Origin of the sequence: Pseudonocardia zijingensis (assembly GCF_042657305.1) — a bacterium.
GTDB lineage: Bacteria > Actinomycetota > Actinomycetes > Mycobacteriales > Pseudonocardiaceae > Pseudonocardia > Pseudonocardia zijingensis.
In genome coordinates this window covers 21,760-40,783 of record NZ_JBHSKO010000003.1, presented here as the reverse complement: position 1 = coordinate 40,783, position 19,024 = coordinate 21,760, and the positions used below count along the sequence as shown (strand labels likewise).

General features: G+C 72.6%; 18 protein-coding genes. 9 read left to right on the top strand and 9 right to left on the bottom strand.

The window, feature by feature from the left end:
* Window positions 1-515: 515 nt before the first annotated feature.
* Window positions 516-2,129: a chromosomal replication initiator protein DnaA gene (gene dnaA / locus ACFPL3_RS07315; RefSeq protein WP_343940879.1), complete on the bottom strand. Its 1,614-nt coding sequence runs from the start codon at window positions 2,127-2,129 to the stop codon at window positions 516-518.
* Between the two features lie 487 nt (window positions 2,130-2,616).
* Between dnaA and rpmH the strand changes: the two genes are divergently transcribed.
* The 8 genes from rpmH (at window position 2,617) to ACFPL3_RS07275 (ending at window position 7,795) form a co-directional block, all read left to right on the top strand.
* A complete protein-coding gene (gene rpmH / locus ACFPL3_RS07310; RefSeq protein ID WP_075952533.1) occupies window positions 2,617-2,760 on the top strand; it encodes a 50S ribosomal protein L34 in 144 nt (47 codons plus the stop codon).
* A gap of 13 nt (window positions 2,761-2,773) precedes the next feature.
* A complete protein-coding gene (gene rnpA / locus ACFPL3_RS07305; RefSeq protein WP_343940878.1) occupies window positions 2,774-3,136 on the top strand; it encodes a ribonuclease P protein component in 363 nt (120 codons plus the stop codon).
* Window positions 3,129-3,413, top strand: a complete 285-nt coding sequence (gene yidD / locus ACFPL3_RS07300) for a membrane protein insertion efficiency factor YidD (RefSeq protein WP_343940877.1) — start codon at window positions 3,129-3,131, stop codon at window positions 3,411-3,413. Before rnpA ends, yidD begins: the two co-directional genes overlap by 8 nt.
* Window positions 3,407-4,513 carry a membrane protein insertase YidC gene (gene yidC, locus ACFPL3_RS07295; RefSeq protein WP_343940876.1) on the top strand — a complete coding sequence of 369 codons (1,107 nt, stop codon included), beginning with the start codon at window positions 3,407-3,409 and terminating at the stop codon, window positions 4,511-4,513. Before yidD ends, yidC begins: the two co-directional genes overlap by 7 nt.
* 141 nt (window positions 4,514-4,654) lie before the next feature.
* Window positions 4,655-5,107, top strand: a complete 453-nt coding sequence (locus ACFPL3_RS07290; RefSeq protein WP_343940908.1) for a Jag family protein — start codon at window positions 4,655-4,657, stop codon at window positions 5,105-5,107.
* Window positions 5,100-5,780 carry a 16S rRNA (guanine(527)-N(7))-methyltransferase RsmG gene (gene rsmG, locus ACFPL3_RS07285; protein ID WP_343940875.1) on the top strand — a complete coding sequence of 227 codons (681 nt, stop codon included), beginning with the start codon at window positions 5,100-5,102 and terminating at the stop codon, window positions 5,778-5,780. Before ACFPL3_RS07290 ends, rsmG begins: the two co-directional genes overlap by 8 nt.
* 23 nt (window positions 5,781-5,803) lie before the next feature.
* A complete protein-coding gene (locus ACFPL3_RS07280; protein WP_343940907.1) occupies window positions 5,804-6,727 on the top strand; it encodes a ParA family protein in 924 nt (307 codons plus the stop codon).
* A gap of 6 nt (window positions 6,728-6,733) precedes the next feature.
* Window positions 6,734-7,795 carry a ParB/RepB/Spo0J family partition protein gene (locus ACFPL3_RS07275; RefSeq protein WP_343940874.1) on the top strand — a complete coding sequence of 354 codons (1,062 nt, stop codon included), beginning with the start codon at window positions 6,734-6,736 and terminating at the stop codon, window positions 7,793-7,795.
* A gap of 2,153 nt (window positions 7,796-9,948) precedes the next feature.
* Here the strand turns inward: ACFPL3_RS07275 and ACFPL3_RS07270 are convergent.
* Both ACFPL3_RS07270 and ACFPL3_RS07265 read right to left on the bottom strand, forming a co-directional pair.
* Window positions 9,949-10,902, bottom strand: a complete 954-nt coding sequence (locus tag ACFPL3_RS07270; protein WP_343940873.1) for a D-alanine--D-alanine ligase family protein — start codon at window positions 10,900-10,902, stop codon at window positions 9,949-9,951.
* 6 nt (window positions 10,903-10,908) lie between these two features.
* Entirely contained in the window at window positions 10,909-12,228 is a 1,320-nt protein-coding gene (locus tag ACFPL3_RS07265; protein WP_379588772.1) for an aminotransferase-like domain-containing protein, read from the bottom strand.
* Window positions 12,229-12,521: 293 nt separating this feature from the next.
* On the opposite strand from ACFPL3_RS07265, the gene ACFPL3_RS07260 reads away from it, so the two are divergent.
* On the top strand, window positions 12,522-13,223 hold the full coding sequence (locus tag ACFPL3_RS07260; RefSeq protein ID WP_343940872.1) for a GNAT family N-acetyltransferase: 702 nt from the start codon (window positions 12,522-12,524) through the stop codon (window positions 13,221-13,223).
* A 55-nt stretch (window positions 13,224-13,278) separates the two neighbouring features.
* On the opposite strand, the gene ACFPL3_RS07255 is transcribed toward ACFPL3_RS07260, so the two are convergent.
* The 6 genes from ACFPL3_RS07255 to ACFPL3_RS07230 form a co-directional block, all read right to left on the bottom strand.
* On the bottom strand, window positions 13,279-14,439 hold the full coding sequence (locus ACFPL3_RS07255; protein WP_343940871.1) for an N-acetylmuramoyl-L-alanine amidase: 1,161 nt from the start codon (window positions 14,437-14,439) through the stop codon (window positions 13,279-13,281).
* Window positions 14,440-14,624: 185 nt separating this feature from the next.
* Window positions 14,625-14,951 (bottom strand): thioredoxin, encoded by a 327-nt coding sequence (trxA, locus tag ACFPL3_RS07250; protein ID WP_075952539.1) that lies wholly within the window; start codon window positions 14,949-14,951, stop codon window positions 14,625-14,627.
* A 38-nt stretch (window positions 14,952-14,989) separates the two neighbouring features.
* Window positions 14,990-15,997: a thioredoxin-disulfide reductase gene (gene trxB, locus ACFPL3_RS07245; RefSeq protein ID WP_343940870.1), complete on the bottom strand. Its 1,008-nt coding sequence runs from the start codon at window positions 15,995-15,997 to the stop codon at window positions 14,990-14,992.
* A gap of 96 nt (window positions 15,998-16,093) precedes the next feature.
* A complete protein-coding gene (locus ACFPL3_RS07240; RefSeq protein ID WP_379588610.1) occupies window positions 16,094-16,744 on the bottom strand; it encodes a hypothetical protein in 651 nt (216 codons plus the stop codon).
* A complete protein-coding gene (gene sigM / locus ACFPL3_RS07235; RefSeq protein ID WP_343940869.1) occupies window positions 16,741-17,286 on the bottom strand; it encodes an RNA polymerase sigma factor SigM in 546 nt (181 codons plus the stop codon). Before sigM ends, ACFPL3_RS07240 begins: the two co-directional genes overlap by 4 nt.
* A gap of 60 nt (window positions 17,287-17,346) precedes the next feature.
* The gene (locus tag ACFPL3_RS07230; protein WP_343940868.1) at window positions 17,347-19,002 is read right to left on the bottom strand and encodes a protein kinase family protein; all 1,656 of its coding nucleotides are present in this window, start codon (window positions 19,000-19,002) and stop codon (window positions 17,347-17,349) included.
* Window positions 19,003-19,024 lie beyond the last annotated feature (22 nt).

The window sequence follows — 19,024 nt, the reverse complement described above, 5'->3', positions numbered from 1 at the left end:
ACCCCGGTCCGGTCCCATCCACCGCGCTCTTTCTTCTTTGGATGTTCAAAGAGAGAACTCCAGCAGTAGTGAAAGGGCCTGTGTGCAGTGTGGATGGACCGCGTTCGTGCAGGCCAGAGGCCGTGTCTGGATGTGGAGAGCCGCGTGGGCGGACCCGTGGGCGGATCGGACGACCCGTGGATGGAGGCTCGGAACGGGCAGCTGTCCCCGTGATGGACACCGGTTTTCCACCGACTGCACACGATCCGTCCACGGGCCCCGAGGCGACAATCCACAGAGTTGTCCCCAGATGTGGGTGAAGAGTGGTCGGGTGGGGACGCAGTGCGACCGGATCCGGGCCTCGATCCTCACCGTGCGCAACCCGCCCGCGGTCCCGCGGCGCACCCGGGTGACCACGGGCGGTGACCGCGTGTGGTCACGGAGCGTGGAACTCCCCCCGCAGACGCGTACGAGCGGCACTCCCGTCCGATAGATGCGGACGAAGGTGCCGCTCGTACGGACGGGCGGGCGTGACGTCAGTGCCGGGCGCGCTGCTTGATCCGCGCCGTGAGCTCCTGGACCTGCTCGAAGGTCTTCCGGCGCTGGGCGATCTCGTTGCGGATCTTCTTGTCGGCGTGCATGACCGTGGTGTGGTCGCGGCCGCCGAAGGTCTGCCCGATCCGCGGCAGGGAGAGGTCGGTCAGCTCGCGGCACAGGTACATCGCGATCTGGCGGGGCTGTGCGTGCGCCTTGGACTTCCCCGGCCCGCACAGCTCGTCGATCGTGACGCCGAAGAACTCCGCGGTGACGGCCATGATCGTCGGGGCCGTGATCTCGGACGCCGCGGAGTCGGGGATGAGGTCGCGCAGCACGATCTCGGCGAGCTGCGTGTCGACCGGCTGCCGGTTCAGCGACGCGAACGCCGTGACGCGGATGAGCGCGCCCTCCAGCTCCCGGATGTTGCGCTCGATGCGCTCGGCGATGAACTCCAGGACGTCGCCTGGCACAGCGAGGCGGTCCTGTGCCGCCTTCTTCCTCAGGATCGCGATGCGCGTCTCGAGCTCGGGCGGCTGGATGTCGGTGATGAGGCCCCACTCGAACCGCGTGCGCATGCGGTCCTCGAGCGTCTCGAGGCGCTTCGGCGGCCGGTCGGACGACACGACGATCTGCTTGTTGGCGTTGTGGAGGGTGTTGAAGGTGTGGAAGAACTCCTCCTGCGTGCCTTCCTTGCCCTCCAGGAACTGGATGTCGTCCACCAGCAGCACGTCGACGTCGCGGTAGCGGCGCTGGAACGCCACCTTGCGGTCGTCACGCAGCGAGTTGATGAAGTCGTTCGTGAACTCCTCGGTGGACACGTACCGCACGCGCATGCCGGGGAACAGCCGCTGCGTGTAGTGGCCGACCGCGTGCAGCAGGTGGGTCTTGCCCAGCCCGGAGTCGCCCCAGATGAAGAGCGGGTTGTACGCGCGGGCGGGCGCCTCGGCCACCGCGACGGCGGCGGCGTGGCTGAAGCGGTTGGACGCCCCGATGACGAACGTGTCGAAGGTGTACTTCTCGTTCAGCCGGGTCTGCGACCGCGGGGTGACCGTCTCACCCGCCGGCGGGCCGGAGTAGGTGGGCCACACCTCGGCGGCCTGCCGCCCGTCACCGGGCTGCTCGCGGTGGCCACCGCCGTTCGTGCGCCCGTTGTCGGCGTCGACCACCGCCGCAAGAGGACCGGTGGACAGGGAGATGGTGTCGGCACCGCCGAGCTGCTCGGACTCCTCGGCCTGCGAGTGGCTGCCGCCGCCCGCGTCCCCACCGACGGCGGCCGGCGCCGTGCGCGCCGGAGCCCCGGGCGGGTCGGGCACCTCGGTGCCGCCCGACGCTGCGGAGGCGTCGACGACGACCGCGAGGTTCACCGTGACCCCGAGGTGGCGGCCCAGCGCGTCGCTGATCGGCCGCCGCAGGATGCGCTCGATGGCGTCCTTGGCGAACTCACTGGGCGCGGCGAGCAACGCCGTGCCGTCGATGAGACCCAATGGGCGGGTGAGCCGGAGGAACGCGCGCTGCTGCGGCGAGAGCGACTGACCCGAGCTGGCCGCGGCGCCGGAGAGATCGGCGATGACGCGGTTCCAAACCTGTCCCAGGTCCCCTGGCTGGTCGGCCACCGGTCCGCGCTCCCCTCCGGTCGTCGCCCCGGACGATCACGCGCCCCGGAGGGGCGATCATCCCCAGACTTGTCCACACCTGTGCGCAAGACGCTACGCGGACACGCAGCGTCAGACGCGCGCGGGCCCGTGCAGCTTGCCGATGTGACGATCCCCCCGGATCTCGCTGTGGAAGGGGCGACGCTAACAACGTCGGCCCGATGCCACAAGTCGTTGCAGTCACGCAATCGGGCAACAGAATGATCGCGATGAGCGGGTAGCGTGGGCGCACCGCTCGCGTGCTCGTTGCCTCCCCCGCAGGACGACGGCGGCCCACCTGCCATGTACCCTGGCGACAACCGTGCCCGTGCATGCGGGTCGAGTGCTGCCCGTGGTGCGCCCAGTGCGCCCGGTACGGCGCGCGGCCCGTACGGGTGCACTGTCCGACCAGCCGCATGATGATCACCGACGGCCTGCCGCGCATCGCCGTCGACCAGGAGAGCCGACCGTGAGCAAGGGCAAGCGCACCTTCCAGCCCAACAACCGTCGCCGGGCCCGCACCCACGGGTTCAGGCTGCGCATGCGCACCCGCGCCGGCCGCGCGATCGTCGCGGCCCGCCGGGGCAAGGGCCGCCAGCGGCTCTCGGCCTGATCCGGCCGGCCCGGTGCTTCCGGCCGGGTCCCGGCTCACGCACCGGGACGAGTTCGCAGCCGTCCTCAGGAGAGGGCGGCGCAGCGGCCGGTCGAGGATCGTGGTCCACATGCACTGCCCAGCAGAGCCCGGCCCCACGCGGGCAGGGCTGATCGTGAGCAAGGCCGTCGGGGGCTCCGTCGTGCGCCACCGCGTGAGCCGGCGGCTGCGCCACCTCCTCGCACCCCGGCTCGGCGCGCTCCCACCCGGATCGATGGTGGTGGTCCGGGCGCTCCCGCCCGCCGCCGGCGCCACGTCGGCCGAGCTGGGCGAGGACCTCGACGCCGGCCTCCACGGCGTCCTCCGCAAATGTGCGGCCGGGACGCGCCGTGGCTGACGAGCGGCGTTCCCCGCTGACGCGGTTGCCCGTCGCGCTCCTGCGCGGCTACCAGCGCTGGGTGTCCCCCGCGCTCCCCCCGACCTGCCGCTTCTACCCCACCTGCAGCGCATACGCGATCGAGGCGTTGCAGGTGCACGGGCTGCTGCGCGGTTCGTGGCTCACGGTCCGGCGGCTGGTGCGGTGCGCACCATGGCACCCTGGCGGAGTCGACCCGGTGCCACCGCGCCGTTCCTGCTCGGCTCGGAAGAACATCGAGGAGCAAGCCCCGTGCTGAACTTCATCTACTACCCGGTCTCGTTCATCCTCTGGGTGTGGCACGAGGTCTTCGGCTTCCTCCTCGGCCCGGACAGCGGCATCGCGTGGGCCCTGTCGGTGATGTTCCTGGTCTTCACGCTGCGGGCCATCCTCTACAAGCCGTTCGTGCACCAGGTCCGGTCGATGCGCCGGATGCAGGAGTTCCAGCCCGAGATCGCGAAGCTCCGCAAGAAGTACGCGAACGACCGGCAGAAGCAGGCCGAGGAGATGCAGCGGCTCCAGCGGGAGCACGGCGTCAACCCGCTCGGCGGGTGCCTGCCCGTGCTGGTGCAGGTGCCGGTGTTCATCGGCCTCTTCCACGTGCTGCGCGAGTTCAACCCGATCCTGAGCAACGGCGCCCCGCGCACCGAGAACTACTTCTTCGGGTTGGAGGAGGTCGAGTCCTTCAACCGCTCCACCCTGTTCGGGGCGAAGCTCGGCAACTGGGTGCTGCAGGGCGAGGAGGTCCTCAACGCCGCGGGCACCTCGATCGCCTCCATGCTGATCGTGATGATCCCGCTGATGATCGCCGCGGGCATCTTCACCCACATCACCGCCCGCCACTCGGTGGCCCGCCAGACCGCGGCGCAGGCCGAGAACCCGCAGACCGCGATCATGAACCGGCTGATGCTCTACGTCTTCCCGGTCGGTGTGGTCGTCGGTGCCCCGTTCCTGCCGCTCGCCGTGCTCCTCTACTGGGTGTCGAACAACCTGTGGACGCTCGGCCAGCAGTACGTCGTCTACAAGCGCATCGACGCCGAGGAGAGCGCCAAGCGCGAGCAGGCCGCCGTCACGCGGCAGGCGCGCGCCCCCCGGCCCGGCCAGAAGCCGATGCGGCCCGAGCAGGCCGACCAGGCGAAGGAGCCGGCCAAGCGCCCGGGCTCCAAGCCCATCACCCGCAAGCCCGCGGCCTCCGGCTCCACCGGCGAGTCGAACGGCGCGGCCCCGAAGTCCGAATCCGCGGACGCCTCCGGCAACGGCGACGGGAGCGTGAACGGCAGCAAGGGCGGGAGCGAGCGCGGAGCGCGCAGCGGAGGCGGCTCACGGCCGCCGGCGCGCCGCCCGCGCAAGCGCCGCTGACCACGAGCCATCCGCGGTGGCCCTCACCAGCCACCGCAGCGGCGCGTTCCGGGTGACCGGGCGCGCCGCACCTGTTCAGAGAGGAGACGCATCGTGCCGAAGACTGCGCAGGACGGGGCCACCTCCGCCGAGGACCAGCTGATGCGCGAGGGCGACATCGCAGGCGACTACCTCGAGCAGCTGCTGGACATCCTGGACTACGACGGCGACATCGACCTGGACGTCGAGGCCGGCCGCGCGATCGTCAGCATCGACGGTGGCGAGGACCTCGACAAGCTGGTCGGCGACCGGGGCGCGGTGCTCGAGGCGCTCCAGGAGCTCACCCGCCTGGCCGTGCAGCAGGTGTCGGGCAACCGCAGCAGGCTGATGCTCGACATCGCGCGCTGGCGGGAGGGGCGCCGCGACGAGCTCACGGCGCTGGGCACCCGCACGGCCACCGAGGTGCTCGAGAGCGGGGAGTCCGTGCGCCTGCGCCCGATGACCCCGTTCGAGCGCAAGGTCGTGCACGACGCCGTCGCCAAGATCAAGGGTGTGGCGAGCGAGAGCGAGGGCGAGGAGCCGCGCCGGCAGGTCGTCATCTTCCGCAGTGCCTGATCCGGACCCCGCGGGAGCGGACCGGGACACCACCGTCTTCGGCGAGCGGCTGCCGCTCGCCCGGCGGTACGCCGAACACCTCGCCACCTCCGGTGTCGAGCGCGGGCTCGTCGGCCCGCGTGAGGCCGATCGCGTCTGGGAACGCCATGTCCTCAACTGCGCGGTCGTCGCCGTGCTGGTGCCGGACGGCGCCCGAATCGTGGATGTGGGTTCGGGAGCGGGCCTTCCCGGGATACCGTTGGCGTTGGCCCTGCCCGACGCCCACATCGTTCTCGTGGAACCTCTCGCTCGTCGAGTCGAGTGGTTGCGAGAGGTGATCGCCGATCTCGGCGTGGCGGTGGAGGTGGAGCGGGGCCGAGCCGAGGAAGATGTCGTGCGGCGGCGATGGGAGGGGGCCGACGTGGTGACCTCTCGCGCCGTCGCGCCACTGGCCCGCCTCGCCGGCTGGTGCCTGCCGCTGCTCCGGCCCGGCGGGTCCATGCTCGCGATCAAGGGCGCGGGCGCGGCAGACGAGGTGGAGCGGGACACTGCGGCCGTGCGACGGCTCGGCGGCGGAGTCCCCCGGATCGAACGGTGCGGGTCGGGGATCATCGATCCACCGAGCACGGTGGTGGTCGTCGAGCGGGTAGCCGGTGCCCCGGCCCGCGCGGCGCGCAGGAGAGGGCGGGCGTGACGTTCAAGGTGTCCCAGTACGAGATCTCCCCTGACCATGTTTCACGTGAAACACCCGGATGGACGCCGATCGCGGAGGAAGCTGCGCGTGCTGCGCGGGTCCTGCACCCCGACCGCTATCGGATGCCGCGCCCCAGCCACCGGAGGTTGCTGACCGTCGCCAACCAGAAGGGCGGGGTCGGGAAGACCACGAGCACCGTCAACATCGCCGCGGCGCTGGCGATGCACGGCGTCAGGGTGCTGGTGATCGATCTGGACCCGCAGGGCAACGCCAGCACCGCCCTCGGTGTGGACCACCGGCTGGGCACGCCGTCGGTGTACGAGGCGCTCCTGGGCGAGATCCGGCTGGCGGAGGCCGCTGCGGAGAGCACGGCCTCGCCCAACCTCCTGTGCGTCCCCGCCACCATCGACCTGGCCGGCGCGGAGATCGAACTCGTCAGCATGGTGGCCCGGGAGAACCGGCTGCGCCAGGCGCTGTCCCGCGAGGCGCTGGACGAGCTCGACGTCGACTACGTCTTCGTCGACTGCCCGCCCTCGCTCGGCCTGCTCACGGTCAACGCGCTCGTGGCGGCCGACGAGGTGCTGATCCCGATCCAGTGCGAGTACTACGCGCTCGAGGGGCTCGGCCAGCTCCTCAACAACATCGACCTCGTGCAGGCCCACCTCAACACCAAGCTGCACGTCTCGACCATCCTGCTCACCATGTACGACGGCCGCACGAAGCTCGCCGACCAGGTCACCAGCGAGGTGCGGAGCCACTTCGGCAACACGGTGCTGCGCACGGTGATCCCCCGCAGCGTGAAGGTCTCCGAAGCGCCCGGATACAGCCAGACCGTGCTGGCTTACGATCCGGGCTCACGCGGCGCGATGAGCTACGTCGACGCAGCCCGCGAGATCGCCGAGCGTGGCGCGGAGATGCCCGTGCCGCCGGACCAGGACGGGCGGTAGCCGCACATGCCTGAGCGCGAGGCGCCATCGACGCGCCCCACGGCCCAGAAGTCCGCCCCGCAGCGGAAGGGCGGGCTGGGGCGCGGACTTGCCGCGCTCATCCCCACCGCACCGGCCCAGGCCGACGGTGCGGGCACCACGAGCCCGGGCACGGCCAGCCGCGCGACGTCGGTGGTGCCGGGACCGACCATCCCCTCCCCCAGCACGCCACGCGGGCCGGAGCGGGCCTCCGAGCCACCGTCGGCCGCGCCCGTCGCCGTCGGCGGCGCGGTGTACCGCGAGATCGACCTCGCCGCCGTCCAGCCGAACGCGAAGCAGCCCCGCACGCAGTTCGACGAGGAGGCGCTCGCCGAGCTGGAGCACTCGATCCGTGAGTTCGGTCTGCTCCAGCCGATCGTGGTGCGGGAGGTCGCCCCGGGCTCCTACGAGCTCGTCATGGGCGAGCGGCGCTGGCGGGCCGCGCAGCGCGCCGGCCTCAGCAGGCTGCCGGCGATCGTCCGGCAGACCGGCGACGACGCCATGCTGCGCGACGCGCTGCTGGAGAACATCCACCGCGTTCAGCTGAACCCCCTCGACGAGGCAGCCGCGTACGAGCAGCTGCTCGAGGAGTTCGGGGTCACCCAGACCGAGCTCGCCGACCGCCTCGGCCGCAGCCGCCCCGTCGTCACCAACACGATCCGGCTTCTGAAGCTGCCGGTCTCCGTGCAGCGACGGGTGGCGGCGGGCGTGCTGTCCGCCGGGCACGCCCGAGCGCTGCTCGGCGTCGAGGACCCGGGCAAGCAGGAGGACCTCGCCGCCCGCATCGTGGCCGAGGGTCTGTCGGTGCGCGCCACGGAGGAGGCGGTCGTCCTCCTTCGGCGCGACTCCCCCACCTCGGCCGCGAAGCCGAACCGGCGCAAGCCGATGCAGGCGCCGGGGCTGCAGGATCTCGCCGAGCGGCTGTCCGACACGTTCGACACCCGCGTGAAGGTCGAGCTCGGTCAGCGCAAGGGGCGCATCGTGGTCGAGTTCGGTTCGGTGGAGGACCTCGAGCGGATCGCGCGGCTGATGAACCCCTCGCAGGACTGATCTCCGGACCCGCGCACGATCATTCGGCGCCGCAGAACGGCTCTCAGGGCGCCCTGAGGTCGCCGAGAAGTGGTCGGCTGGACCGCGCTCGGGTGATGGGGCCGGGACGAGCCACATCCCCTCTCCGGGGCTCTCGGGCAGCAAAGCGAGGATTTGGTCGAAAGGGCGCGGTGTTTCACGTGAAACACCCCGCCACGACGCGCAGTGCGGCTGTTCGGCCCACTGGGGCGACGCCAAACCGGAACCGTTGACCAGTCCGACCTGCGCAGGGGCGCCGCCGTGTGCAGGCGCCAGGGATCGATGCGTGAGCGGGCCGGTCGGCTACGGCCCGGAGATGCACGTCGTTGATGTCGCCGCCACAGCGATCGCATCGGTGCGCGACAGCCGCGGACGGCAGTCGGCCGCTCGAGTCGCGGCATCGTGGGTGGCGCGGCACGCCGAGCGGATGGCAAAAGACTCTTGGGCGCCGGGGCGCACTGGCATCCCGGTTCCTGGCACACCGCTTGTGGTGCTGGCACACCGACTGCAATTGGTGTGCCGGCATCAATGGCGATGTGTGAGTGGCCCGGTCGGCGGCCGTTGCGGCCGGCTTGCGGTGTGGTGCGTGCATCTCGACCTACCGGTGTCCGGCATCGAGATCGCGGAGGTCGGACCGGGAGGCGAAGACTCCGAGCGCCCCGAACTGCTCGTGGAGCGACACGCACCGCGGTGGAGGTGGCCGCGGCCGACCCGGCCAGGCGTAGTGAACCCGCTGTGCCTGCTGCGAGGCCCACGGCAGTCCGCTCGCCCTCCGCGTGGAGGGAGCGGCCGCGCGCCGGCGGCGCGCACCAGGCACGAACCGTTGGTGGAGCCGGTGCGCGCGCCGCTCGGTGTCGATGTGTGAGTAGCCGGGCGGCAGCGTCCCGAGGATGGCGCCGTTCGTGGTGGCCGCTCATCGGCTGCGGCCGAGGCGGGCTCCGGGCGAGCATCCCGGTGTGGGCACACCGTCTGCTGCGGTGGCACGCCGACTGCCACTGGTGTGCGAGCACAAGGGCCGATGTGTGAGTGGCGTGGCGTGGGGCGGCAGTCCTGGCCGCCCCCGCGGTCCGGTGGCGCCCGAGCTTCACCCGCGACTGGGAGCCGGCGAGATCGCTGTGGAGCGGCCCGGCGACGGCTTCCCCGGGGTGTGCGAGCACCGCAGCTCGTCCGTCAGCAGGCTGAGGGCGTCGTTCTCGGTGCCGGCATCGCTGTGGTGGGCGTGGGCTCCATTCGGCGCGGGCGAGCGGCCCGGTGTCGGCACACCGATTGCAGCTGGTGTGCGAGCACCACGGTCCATGTGCGAGCGGACTGGCCGGCGGTGCGTGTACCGACGTCGAGGTCGCTACGGGGCGAGCCCGCCGGCGCATGACAGTGTGCGGGCAGAACCGCGTGTGTCAGGAGTGGGGGCGGCGTCTGGGGGCTCGCTCCGACTGCGGTGGGTGTGGACTTCGGGGGCTGGGTGAGCATCCCGGTGCGCGCGCACCTGTTGCTGCGGTGGCACATCGACTGCGACTGGTGCCCGCCCGGCGCCGGTGGGTCGCTGGGGCGGCGTGCTTCGTGCCGCACAGGGTCCGCGGCGTGGCCCGACTCAAAGTGATCCGGGCGATCACCCCGGCCCGGCGCACCGCTCGTCGTGCTCGCACATCGACTGCAACTGGTGTGCCAGCACCAGCGCCGATGTGTGAGCGGCCGCGCCGTGCCTCGGCCGCCACTGGGTGCCGGGTCGAGGACGCTGCGGGGCGGCCGGGCACGCGGTTCCCGACGGTGGCGCACCGCTCTCACGCTCGCACACCGACTGCAACCGGTGTGCCGGCGCCACCGCCTCTGTGTGAGCAGCCTGGGGTGGCCAGCTCTCGGTGGACCATGCATCGCCTGCGGTCGGCGCGCCGGCTCCGCGGACAGAAACCAGCAAGCGATCCACCGTGGCGTAGCGACTGCAGCCGGCATGTCGCGCGCCCAGCCGACGACCGTACGAACGGCACCCTTGTACCGCTCTATCGGACGAGAGGGCCGTTCGCACGTCAGGCGCGCCGCACCGCTGCGGCCCTCGGCCGCGACCTGCGCTGTGGGTGGAGCCGTCCGCGATGTTTCACGTGAAACAGCGGCCGTGGCTCAGGTGGTCGGGCCGCCGTGTTTCACGTGAAACACCGCCGCGTGATGGCGCGCTCGACGAGCGCGGCGTAGAGCTCCCCCACCTCCATCCCCGCGGCGTGGGCCGCGACGGGGAGCAGGGAGGTCTCGGTGAGGCCGGGCGAGACGTTCACCTCGAGGACCTGGACACGGCCGTCCGGGTCAACGACCGCGTCCATGCGCGACACGTCCCGGAGACCGAGGAGCTGGTGTGCGGCGACCGCCGTCTCCTCGAGCCGGGCGAGGACCGACTCGTCGAGGCGCGCCGGGCAGTGGAACGAGACGGTGCCAGGCGTGTAGCGCGCGGTGTAGTCGTAGACGCCTCCCCTGGTGTCGATCTCGACGGGGGGCAGCGCGCGCAGGACGCCGTCGTCGACCACCGTGACAGCGACCTCGGTGCCGCGGACGAAGCGTTCCGCGAGCACCGTGTCGGAGTAGGCGAGGCAGCTGACCATCGCCGCGGGGAGGTCGGCGCGTTCGCCGACAACCTGCGCCCCGAGCGCGGAGCCACCCTGGTCGGGCTTGAGCATCAGCGGGAGGCCGAGCCGGTCGACCATCGCGTCGAGGACCGCCTGTGCCCCGAGCGCACGGAACGTGGTGTGCGGCAGCGCGACCCAGTCGGGGGTGTCGAGGCCGGCCCCGGCGAGCTCGGCCTTCGCGGTCGGCTTGTCCCACGCCCGACGGCACGCCCGCGCGGGTGTGCCGACGAACGGGATGCCGAGGAGTTCGAGCACGGCCTGCACCGAGCCGTTCTCCCCTTCTCCCCCGTGCAGCGCGATCGCCACCGCGTCGGGAGGGTCGCTGCGCAGCTGCGCGACGAGCGAGCCGTCGACGTCGAGCTCGCGCACCTCGGCCCCGGCGTCACGGAGCGCGGTGGCGAGCCGCCGGCCGGACCGCAGGGAGACGTCGCGCTCGTGGGAGAGGCCTCCCGCGAGCACGACCACGCTGCGTTCGATCACCGACGGTCAGGGGGTGTGCGGGCTCGGCGCCTGCGGTCCCCCGCCGAGCGCCGGACGCGCCGGGCTGCCGAAAGTGCGCATGACGTCCATCTCCGCCTCGATCACGCCGGCCAGCCGGCGCACTCCCTCGGTGATGCGTTCGGGGGTGGGGTAGCAGTAGGACATCCGCAGCTGCCGGCTGCCGAACCCGTCGGCGTAGAAGCCGGTGCCGGACGCGTACGCGACGCGCGCCGTGACCGCGCGCGGCAGCATCGCCTTGGTGTCGACGCCGTCGGGCACGGTTAGCCAGACGTAGAAGCCGCCGTCGGGCACGTTCCACGTGCAACCTTCGGGCATGTGGGCGTCGAGCGCGTCGAGCATCGCGTCACGCCGTTCGCGGTACGCCTCGGTGTAGCTCTTGATCTGGCTGCGCCAGTCGTGCGCCGCGAGGTAGCGCGACACGATCATCTGCGTGAAGTTCGGCGGGCACAGCACCGCCGACTCCGCGGCGAGCACGAGCCGGTCGCGCACCGCGGGCGGCACGAGCGCCCAGCCGACGCGCAGCCCGGACGCGAACGTCTTCGAGAACGACCCGAGGTACACGACGTCGCGGTCCATGGAGCGCAGCGCCGGATAGGTGCGGCCGCTGAACCCCAGCAGCCCGTACGGGTTGTCCTCCACGACGGCGACGCCGTACGAGGCGCAGATCTCGAGCACCTCCGCACGGCGCTCGACGGCGAGCGTGACGCCGGCGGGGTTGTGGAAGTTCGGGATCGTGTAGAGGAACTTGGGGGTGACGCCCTCGGCGGCCAGCGAGCGCAGCGCGTCGCGGAGCAGCTCGGGCACGAGGCCGTGCTCGTCCATCGCGACGTGCACGACGCGCGCCTGGTACGCGGCGAAGCTGCCGAGCGCGCCGACGTAGGACGGGCCCTCGGCGAGCAAGACGTCGCCGGGGTCGCAGTAGATGCGCGTGACGAGGTCGAGCGCCATCTGGGAGCCGACGGTGACGACGATGTCGTCGGGGTCGGCGCGGATGCCCTCGAGCGCCATCACCGCGCAGATCTGCTCGCGCAGGGCCGGCACGCCCTGGGCGGAGCCGTATTGCAGGGCGACCTGCCCGTCGCGGGCGACGAGGTGGCCCACCTCGGCGGCGAGCGCGTCGAGCGGGAGTGCGGCGAGGTTGGGCATGCCACCGGCCAGGGAGACGACCTCGGGGCGGCTCGCCACCGCGAAGAGTGCCCGGATCTCGGAGGCGGTCATGCCGGCCGTGCGTGCGGCGAACCGTTCGGCGGGGCGGACCGGCAGCGGCGCGCCCGCTGCCGCTGCCGCCTGTGCGCCCGCGGGCACGGCGTCGAACGGCGGTGGGGGCGTGGCCGGCTGCGGCACGGTGGACCTCCCGGATCCTCTGCGACGGGATCTCCGAGTCTATGGGGTGGGGGTGCGCCGCCGGCCGCGGTCGTCATGAAGGCCACTCCGGGCGGTAGCCGGAATGGGGGAACCTGCGACCGATCGTCGTGGTGGGAACGCCGGTCGCAGCAGTCGGGGTGTCCTTCCGGGCTGGACCGATCTATCGTCGTCGGGTCGGCGCGCGGGCGCCGTATGTCCGAATTCGCGATGGCTCCTCGCCGCCGGAGGTTGGTTTGTCCTGGCATGTGGCGGCGCTCACCCTCGACAATTTGGATGACCTGCCCAAACGGTGCAGGCGGTGCGTCTTCTGGGAGCTGTCCGAGACCCTCGGCAAGCGGGCTGTCGACTTCGGCTCCACGGAGCTGGAGAAGGAGGCCTGGGTCTCCGAGGTGTTGCTCGAGTGGGGCTCCTGTGGCCGCGTGGTCTACATGGCCGGGGCGCCCGCGGGTTACGTGATCTACGCGCCGCCGTCGGCGGTGCCGCGGGCGGCCGAGATGCCCACCGGCCCCGTGAGCGCCGACGCGGTCCTGCTCACCACCATGCAGGTGCTGCCCGAGTTCTCGGGTGAGGGGCTCGGGCGGATGCTCGCCCAGGCGGTGGTGCGCGACCTCACCCGGCGCGGGGTCAAGGCGATCGAGGTGTTCGGGGAGCAGCGACCCGGGTCCGAGCCGGGGTGCCTGATCCCGGCCGACTTCCTCCGGGCGGTGGGCTTCAAGACCATCCGTCCCCACCCGCGCTTCCCCCGCCTGCGCATGGAACTGCGGTCGGCGATGACGTGGAAGGAAGACGTCGAGGCGGCGCTGGAGCAGCTCCTCGGCACGATCACCATCCCGATGCAGGCAGGAGGGGTGCGGTCCGAGCCGGCGCGTTCGGTACCCACCCGCTCCGGAGCGGCCCTCAGCAGCCCGTTCAGAGGCTCCTGTACGGCCATCTGAGCGCTGCGCAGCACCGAGCGCGCCCGGAGGGCGCGGGCCCGGGCTGCCCGGGCTCTCAGATCGCCTGGGCGCCGCCGCGTTCCAGCTCGCGGGCGAGCACGTCGGAGAAGGTGAACGTGCCGGTGGGCTGATCGTCCTGGCCGAGCAGGTACAGGCGTTTGACGGCCACGAGGATGCCTTCGGCCACGATGTCGCGGAACGCCGGGTCGAGCAGCCTGCGCCGGTCGCCGATGTGCGTGAGGTAGCCGATCTCCACCCGCACCGTGGGCATCCGGGTGAGCCGCAGCAGCTCCCAGGTGCGGGCCTGGGTGCGGCAGTCCTGCAGCCCGGTGCGGATGAGCAGCTCGCGCTGGATGAAGCCCGCGAGCGCCTCCCCCACCGTGGAGGTGGCGCCGGACCCGTTGCCGAAGTGGAACGTGGCGAGGCCCTGCGCGTGCATGCTCCGGTTGGCGTCGGTGTGCAGGGACAGCACGAGGTCGGCGCCCGCGCCGTTGGCGAACTCCGCCCGCTCCGTCTCGCTGGGACAGGTGTCCTCCTGGCGGGACAGCATCGCGTCCATCCCGGTGGCCGTCATCCGGCCGACGAGCCGGCGGGCCATGTCCCACACGATGTCGGCCTCGGCCACCCCGGCGGCGACGACGCCGCGGTCCGGGCCGCCGTGCCCCGGGTCGACCACGATGCGCTTGCCGCGCAGCCGCGGGCCGGCCTGGCGCAGCAGCTCCTGCTCGCGCAGCAGCCGCGGCCTGCCGCCGGTGACCTTGCGGCCGAGCTGGCGCAGCGACCGGAGCGTGGCCGGACCGCACAGCCCGTCGGGCACGAGGCCGTACTCGCGCTGGAACTTCTTCAGCGCGGCCTCGGTCTGCTCGTCGAACACCCCACCCGGGCGGCCCGGGTCGTACCCGAGCTCGAGGAGGCGCTCCTGCAGCGCGACGACGTCGTCGCCGCTCATCGGGGCGGAGATCATGAGGGCGAGCATCCGGTCGCCCAGCTGCCATCCGGCCTCGCGCAGCGCGCGGTAGGTGGCCGGGCCGACGATCCCGTCGGTGATGAGACCCCGCTGTTGCTGGAACGCGCGCACCGCCTGCTCGACGTCGGCGTCGAAGACGTCCTCGTGCAGACCGTGCGCGGCGGCCGCGGGCAGCAGACCGAACCGTCGCAGCGTGGACCGGATCTCGACGACACCCGGACCGCTGTCACCTCGGCGCAGCAGCTGCATGCACCCCTCGCTCGCTGTCGTGGCTTGCCGTTCTCGGACCGCCCGCCCCCGATCCGGGCCCGAACCATTGTGCCCTGCCGGGGGGCGACGCGCGGACAGCGGGCCGTGTCCGGTCGTGTTCGTGTCGTGATAAGCCGAGACCCCGCCCCGGCGGACCGGAGCGGGGTCTCGGCGTGTGTGAACCGTCAGGCGAGGTAGTCGGCCAGGTCCGAGAGCAGCGCGGCCTTGGGCTTGGCGCCGACGATCTGCTTCACCGGCTTGCCGTCCTTGAACACGATCATCGTGGGGATCGACATCACCTGGTAGTCGCGCGCCGTGGCGGGGTTGGCGTCGATGTCGAGCTTCGCGACGGTGACCTTGTCCTTGTTCTCCCCGGCGATCTCGTCGAGGACGGGTGCGACCATCTTGCACGGCCCGCACCAGGTGGCCCAGAAGTCGACCACGACGGGCTTGTCGCTCTTGAGGACGGCGCTCTCGAACGAGGCGTCGGTGACCTCGACGGTGTTGGCCATGTGTACTCCGTTCCCTGAACTACCTGATGACTTCTGTCTCAGCCGGTGACGGCCGCGACCTGCTCGGACGAACTGCCGTAGCCACCACCGACGAGCTCGCTGGGCACCGGGGCCTCGGCGAGCCAGCGCTCGGCGTCGATGGCCGCGGCACACCCGGAGCCGGCGGCGGTGATGGCCTGCCGGTAGGTGTGGTCGACCAGGTCGCCCGCGGCGAACACGCCCGGGATGGCCGTGCGGGTGCTCGGCGACTCGACCTTGACGTAGCCGTTCTCGTCGGTGGCGAGCACGTCCTTGACGAGCTCGCTGCGGGGGTCGTGCCCGATCGCGACGAACATGCCGCTGACGTCGAGCACCGACTCCTCTCCGGTCTGCGTGTCGCGCAGCCGCAGGCCGGAGACGCTGCCCTCGCCGAGCACCTCCACGACCTCGGCGTTGGTGCGCCACCGCATCTTGGGGTCGTCCTTGGCGCGCTGGAGCATGATGCGCGAGGCCCGGAACTCGTCGCGGCGGTGCACGATGGTGACCGAGCGGGCGAACCGCGTGAGGAAAGTGGCCTCCTCCATCGCCGAGTCGCCGCCGCCGATCACCGCGATGTCCTTGTCGCGGAAGAAGAAGCCGTCGCAGGTGGCACAGGCGCTCACCCCGCGGCCGAGCAGGTTCTGCTCACCGGGGACGTGCAGGTAGCGGGCGGCTGCACCCATCGCGAGGATGATGGCGCGGGACCGGTAGGTGACGCCGTTGGCGACGACGGACTTGATCTCGCCCTCGAGCGAGATCTGCTCCACGTCCTCGGCGCGCAGCTCGGCGCCGAAGCGCTTGGCCTGCCCGCGCATCTGCTCCATCAGCTCGGGGCCCATGATCCCGTCGACGAAGCCGGGGTAGTTCTCGACCTCGGTGGTGGTCATCAGAGCGCCGCCGAACTGCGTGCCCTCGAAGACGAGGGGGTTCAGCTGGGCACGAGCTGCGTAGACCGCCGCGGTGTAACCAGCCGGGCCCGACCCGACGATGATCACTTCGCGAACGTCGCTCGCTCGATCGCTGCTCACGGGTGCGTACCTCCCTCGTTGCGTACAGCCGTCAACACCATCCCAGGTCCGGTCATTCCGCCGCGGTCGAGCCCCGCCCTGCGGCAGTGATGCGGGTCACCGGCCGATGTGGCGAGCTCCGAGAAGGGTTCCGCCGTCCGGGCCGCAGCCGGGGGCGACCACGACGACGTGCAGCCGTCCGGGCCCACCCCCGCCGAGCAGGAGGAGCACGCCGGGTTGCCCGTGGAGGACGACGTCGCGGCCGCCGAACAGCGGCGCCTCGGGCGGCACCCCGGCGTCGACGGCGCGTAGGCAGCCCGCCCGCCGTGCCGGGTCGGCCAGGTCGCCGACGTCGAAGTCACCCCGGACGTCGAGGCCCGCGGACACGAGGTCCACCCCCTCGAGTGACATCGCGGGGGGCTCCCGGGGGGTCAGGACCACGCCGGCGACGACGGCCGCGGCGAGCGCGGCGGCGGCCACGAGCGCGGGGCGGACCCGCCGCCGGCGCGCCGCAGGCTCCCGCCCGGGTGGCGCTTCGGCGGCGAGCGCGGCGTCCCAGCGGGCGGCGTACTCCGCCGGGACCGGGGGGTCGTCGAGAGCGCCCAGCTCGCCCCGGGTGGTGTCCAATGCGTCGAGCACGGCCCGCGCGGCGGGGTCGCGATCGGCGGCGGCCCGGACTTCAGCGGCGCGTGCGGGGTCGATCAGGCCCGCGTGCAGGTCGGCGAGTAGGTCGGCGGGCAGGGAGGGGCGCTCGGGCGGTTCGGTCATCGTTCCCCCTCCCGCAGGTGCCCCAGCAGCGCGCTCAGGCGGAGCCTGCCGCGTGCGCATCGGCTCTTCACGGTGCCGACCGGGACCTCCAGGACCTCGGCCACCTCGTGGAGGGGCCAACCTTGCACGTCGACGAGCACCACGGCCACCCGCTGGTGGGCGGGCAGCTCGGCGAGCGCTTCCACCACGGACAGCCGGGTGACGACGTCGGCGGCGACGTCGGGGCTGCGGTCCCGGGGCTCGACCTCGGGGAACGGCACCGTCCGGTGGCGGCTGTCCCTGCGGATCCGGTCGATGCAGGCGTTGACGAGGATGCGGTGCAGCCACGTGCGCACCGACGCGTCGCCGCGGTAGGACCCCGCGTTGCGGTGGGCGGCCACGAGCGCCTCCTGCACGACGTCGGCGGCGTCCTCGGGGTGGTGCAGGGTGCGCAGCGCGATCGCCCACAGACGGTTGCGGTACCGCGCGTCCAGCTCCCGGAACGCGTGCCGGTCGCCTGCGCGGTGGGCGGCGAGCAACTCCGCGTCGCTCGGCGTCCCCACGTCCGGAGGGTAGGTCGGCGGGGCCAGCTCCCGTGGGCGTTCGGGGAAACTCGTGCGACCTCAGGCGCCTGCGCGGCGGAACTCGACCTCGCCGATCTCGCTCGAGTACGCGGAGCCGCCGCCGGACAGCTTGGTGATCCACAGCAGCACGTGCTCGACGGGCTGGCTGCCGTCCAGCGACACCGGGGTGCGGCCGGTGCCGAGCGTGACCTCGGTGATCTTCTCGGTCTCGGCCAGCGTGGCGTCGGTGGACGGGGCGGAGCGGATCTCCACGACGGTGCCGCGGCTCGGCGAGTCGATGGTGAGCTCGGACAGCTGCACCGCCGACGCGAACGACACCATGATCCCGATGCCGGGCCGGTACGCGGGGAACTGCTGGTAGTAGGTGGACGTGCCCCACGCCGTGGCCGGGTCGTGGTCGATGATGCGGGCCGCGCGATCGGCGTTGTCGGGATCGCCGCCCTGGTCGTAGACCTCGACGGCGACACCGCCGACGGTGGGACCGGCCGGGGGCGGCGCGATCTGCGGCTGCGCCTGGTCGGGCTGCACCGGCTCGCCCTCGACGACGATCGGCGGGGCGCCGTTGTCGACGAACATGGCCCCGAGTTGCACGCCGAGGTAGCCGAGGACGACCAGCACCGCCGCGCCGAGCGCGGTGAGGGCGATGGTCATCTTGCGGCGGCGTTGCGGGTCGGTGGGGGCGACGGTGCGGCCGCGGTCCTGCCACACGTCGCCCGGCGCGGACGGCACGCCGTCGTGGGCGGGTGGGAACAGCGCCATCCGGTCGTCCTCGGCCACCACCTCGGTGAGCAGCCGCTGCACGGCCGCGGCGGTGTGGACGTGCCCGGGGACGCCGTCGGGGCCGAGCGTGCCGTGGGTGAGCGTGTCGAGCTCGACCGGCACCCCGGGCCGCAGCTCCGACGGCGGCGGCAGCGCCCCGCCGGGCGTGGGCTCGGCCGCGGAGAGACCGGCCCGGGCGGCATCGGCGGACGACAGCGGCCAGTGGCTGGTGAGCAGCGTGTAGAGCACGGCGCCGAGCCCGCGCACGTCGTCGGCGGGGGTGACGTCGTGGCGGGGCAGCGCGAAGCACAGCTGGGCGCGCCCGTCGGGTGTGATGCGGACGCGCTGCGGGTGGTCGCAGCCGAGCACGAGGCCGTGGCGGTGGGCCGCCTCGGCGGCCGCGGCCAGCGGCGCGACGGCCCGGGCCGCCGCGAGTGGCTTGATCAGCCCGTCGGCCACCACCTCGCCGAGGCTGCGGCCGGGGACCCATTCGGTGACGGCGGCGCCGAGCACGTCCTCGGGCAGGCTCGCGGCGCCCGGGGTGAGGACGTCGAGCAGCCGGGCGCACCCGCTGTGCTCGAAGCTGCCGGAGCGCAGCGCGCGCACCACCATCTGCTCGGCGCGGGCGGTGTCGCTGAGGTCGTCGCCGAGCACCACGCCGGGGGCGGGGCGGCGCAGCACGGTGACCGCCACGTCGCGGCGCAGGATCGTGTCCTCGGCCCGCCAGAACTCCGCGCACGCCGCCGGGTCGGTGCCCACCCGGGTGCGCAGGCGGTAGCGGCTGGCCAGCAGGCTGCCCGCGATGGTGCCGGACGGCACCGGCGGCACCGCGGGCGCGGTGGGCAGGTCGGCGGCCGGGGTGGTGCGCACGGTGGGCTGGCCGTCCGACGACTCGTCGGACCGCTGTTGCTCGGGAACGTGAGGTGTGGTGTCCACGGGGGCCGCCGTGTCGGCCGAT

Excerpts from the sequence above, each read along its gene's own strand:
- ACFPL3_RS07290 (WP_343940908.1), top strand. The coding sequence starts at position 4,655 with ATGCGCGAGGGCGACATCGCAGGCGACTACCTCGAGCAGCTGCTGGAC.
- ACFPL3_RS07275 (WP_343940874.1), top strand. The coding sequence starts at position 6,734 with ATGCCTGAGCGCGAGGCGCCATCGACGCGCCCCACGGCCCAGAAGTCC.
- ACFPL3_RS07255 (WP_343940871.1), bottom strand. The coding sequence starts at position 14,439 with ATGCAGCTGCTGCGCCGAGGTGACAGCGGTCCGGGTGTCGTCGAGATC.
- trxA (WP_075952539.1), bottom strand. The coding sequence starts at position 14,951 with ATGGCCAACACCGTCGAGGTCACCGACGCCTCGTTCGAGAGCGCCGTC.
- ACFPL3_RS07240 (WP_379588610.1), bottom strand. The coding sequence starts at position 16,744 with ATGACCGAACCGCCCGAGCGCCCCTCCCTGCCCGCCGACCTACTCGCC.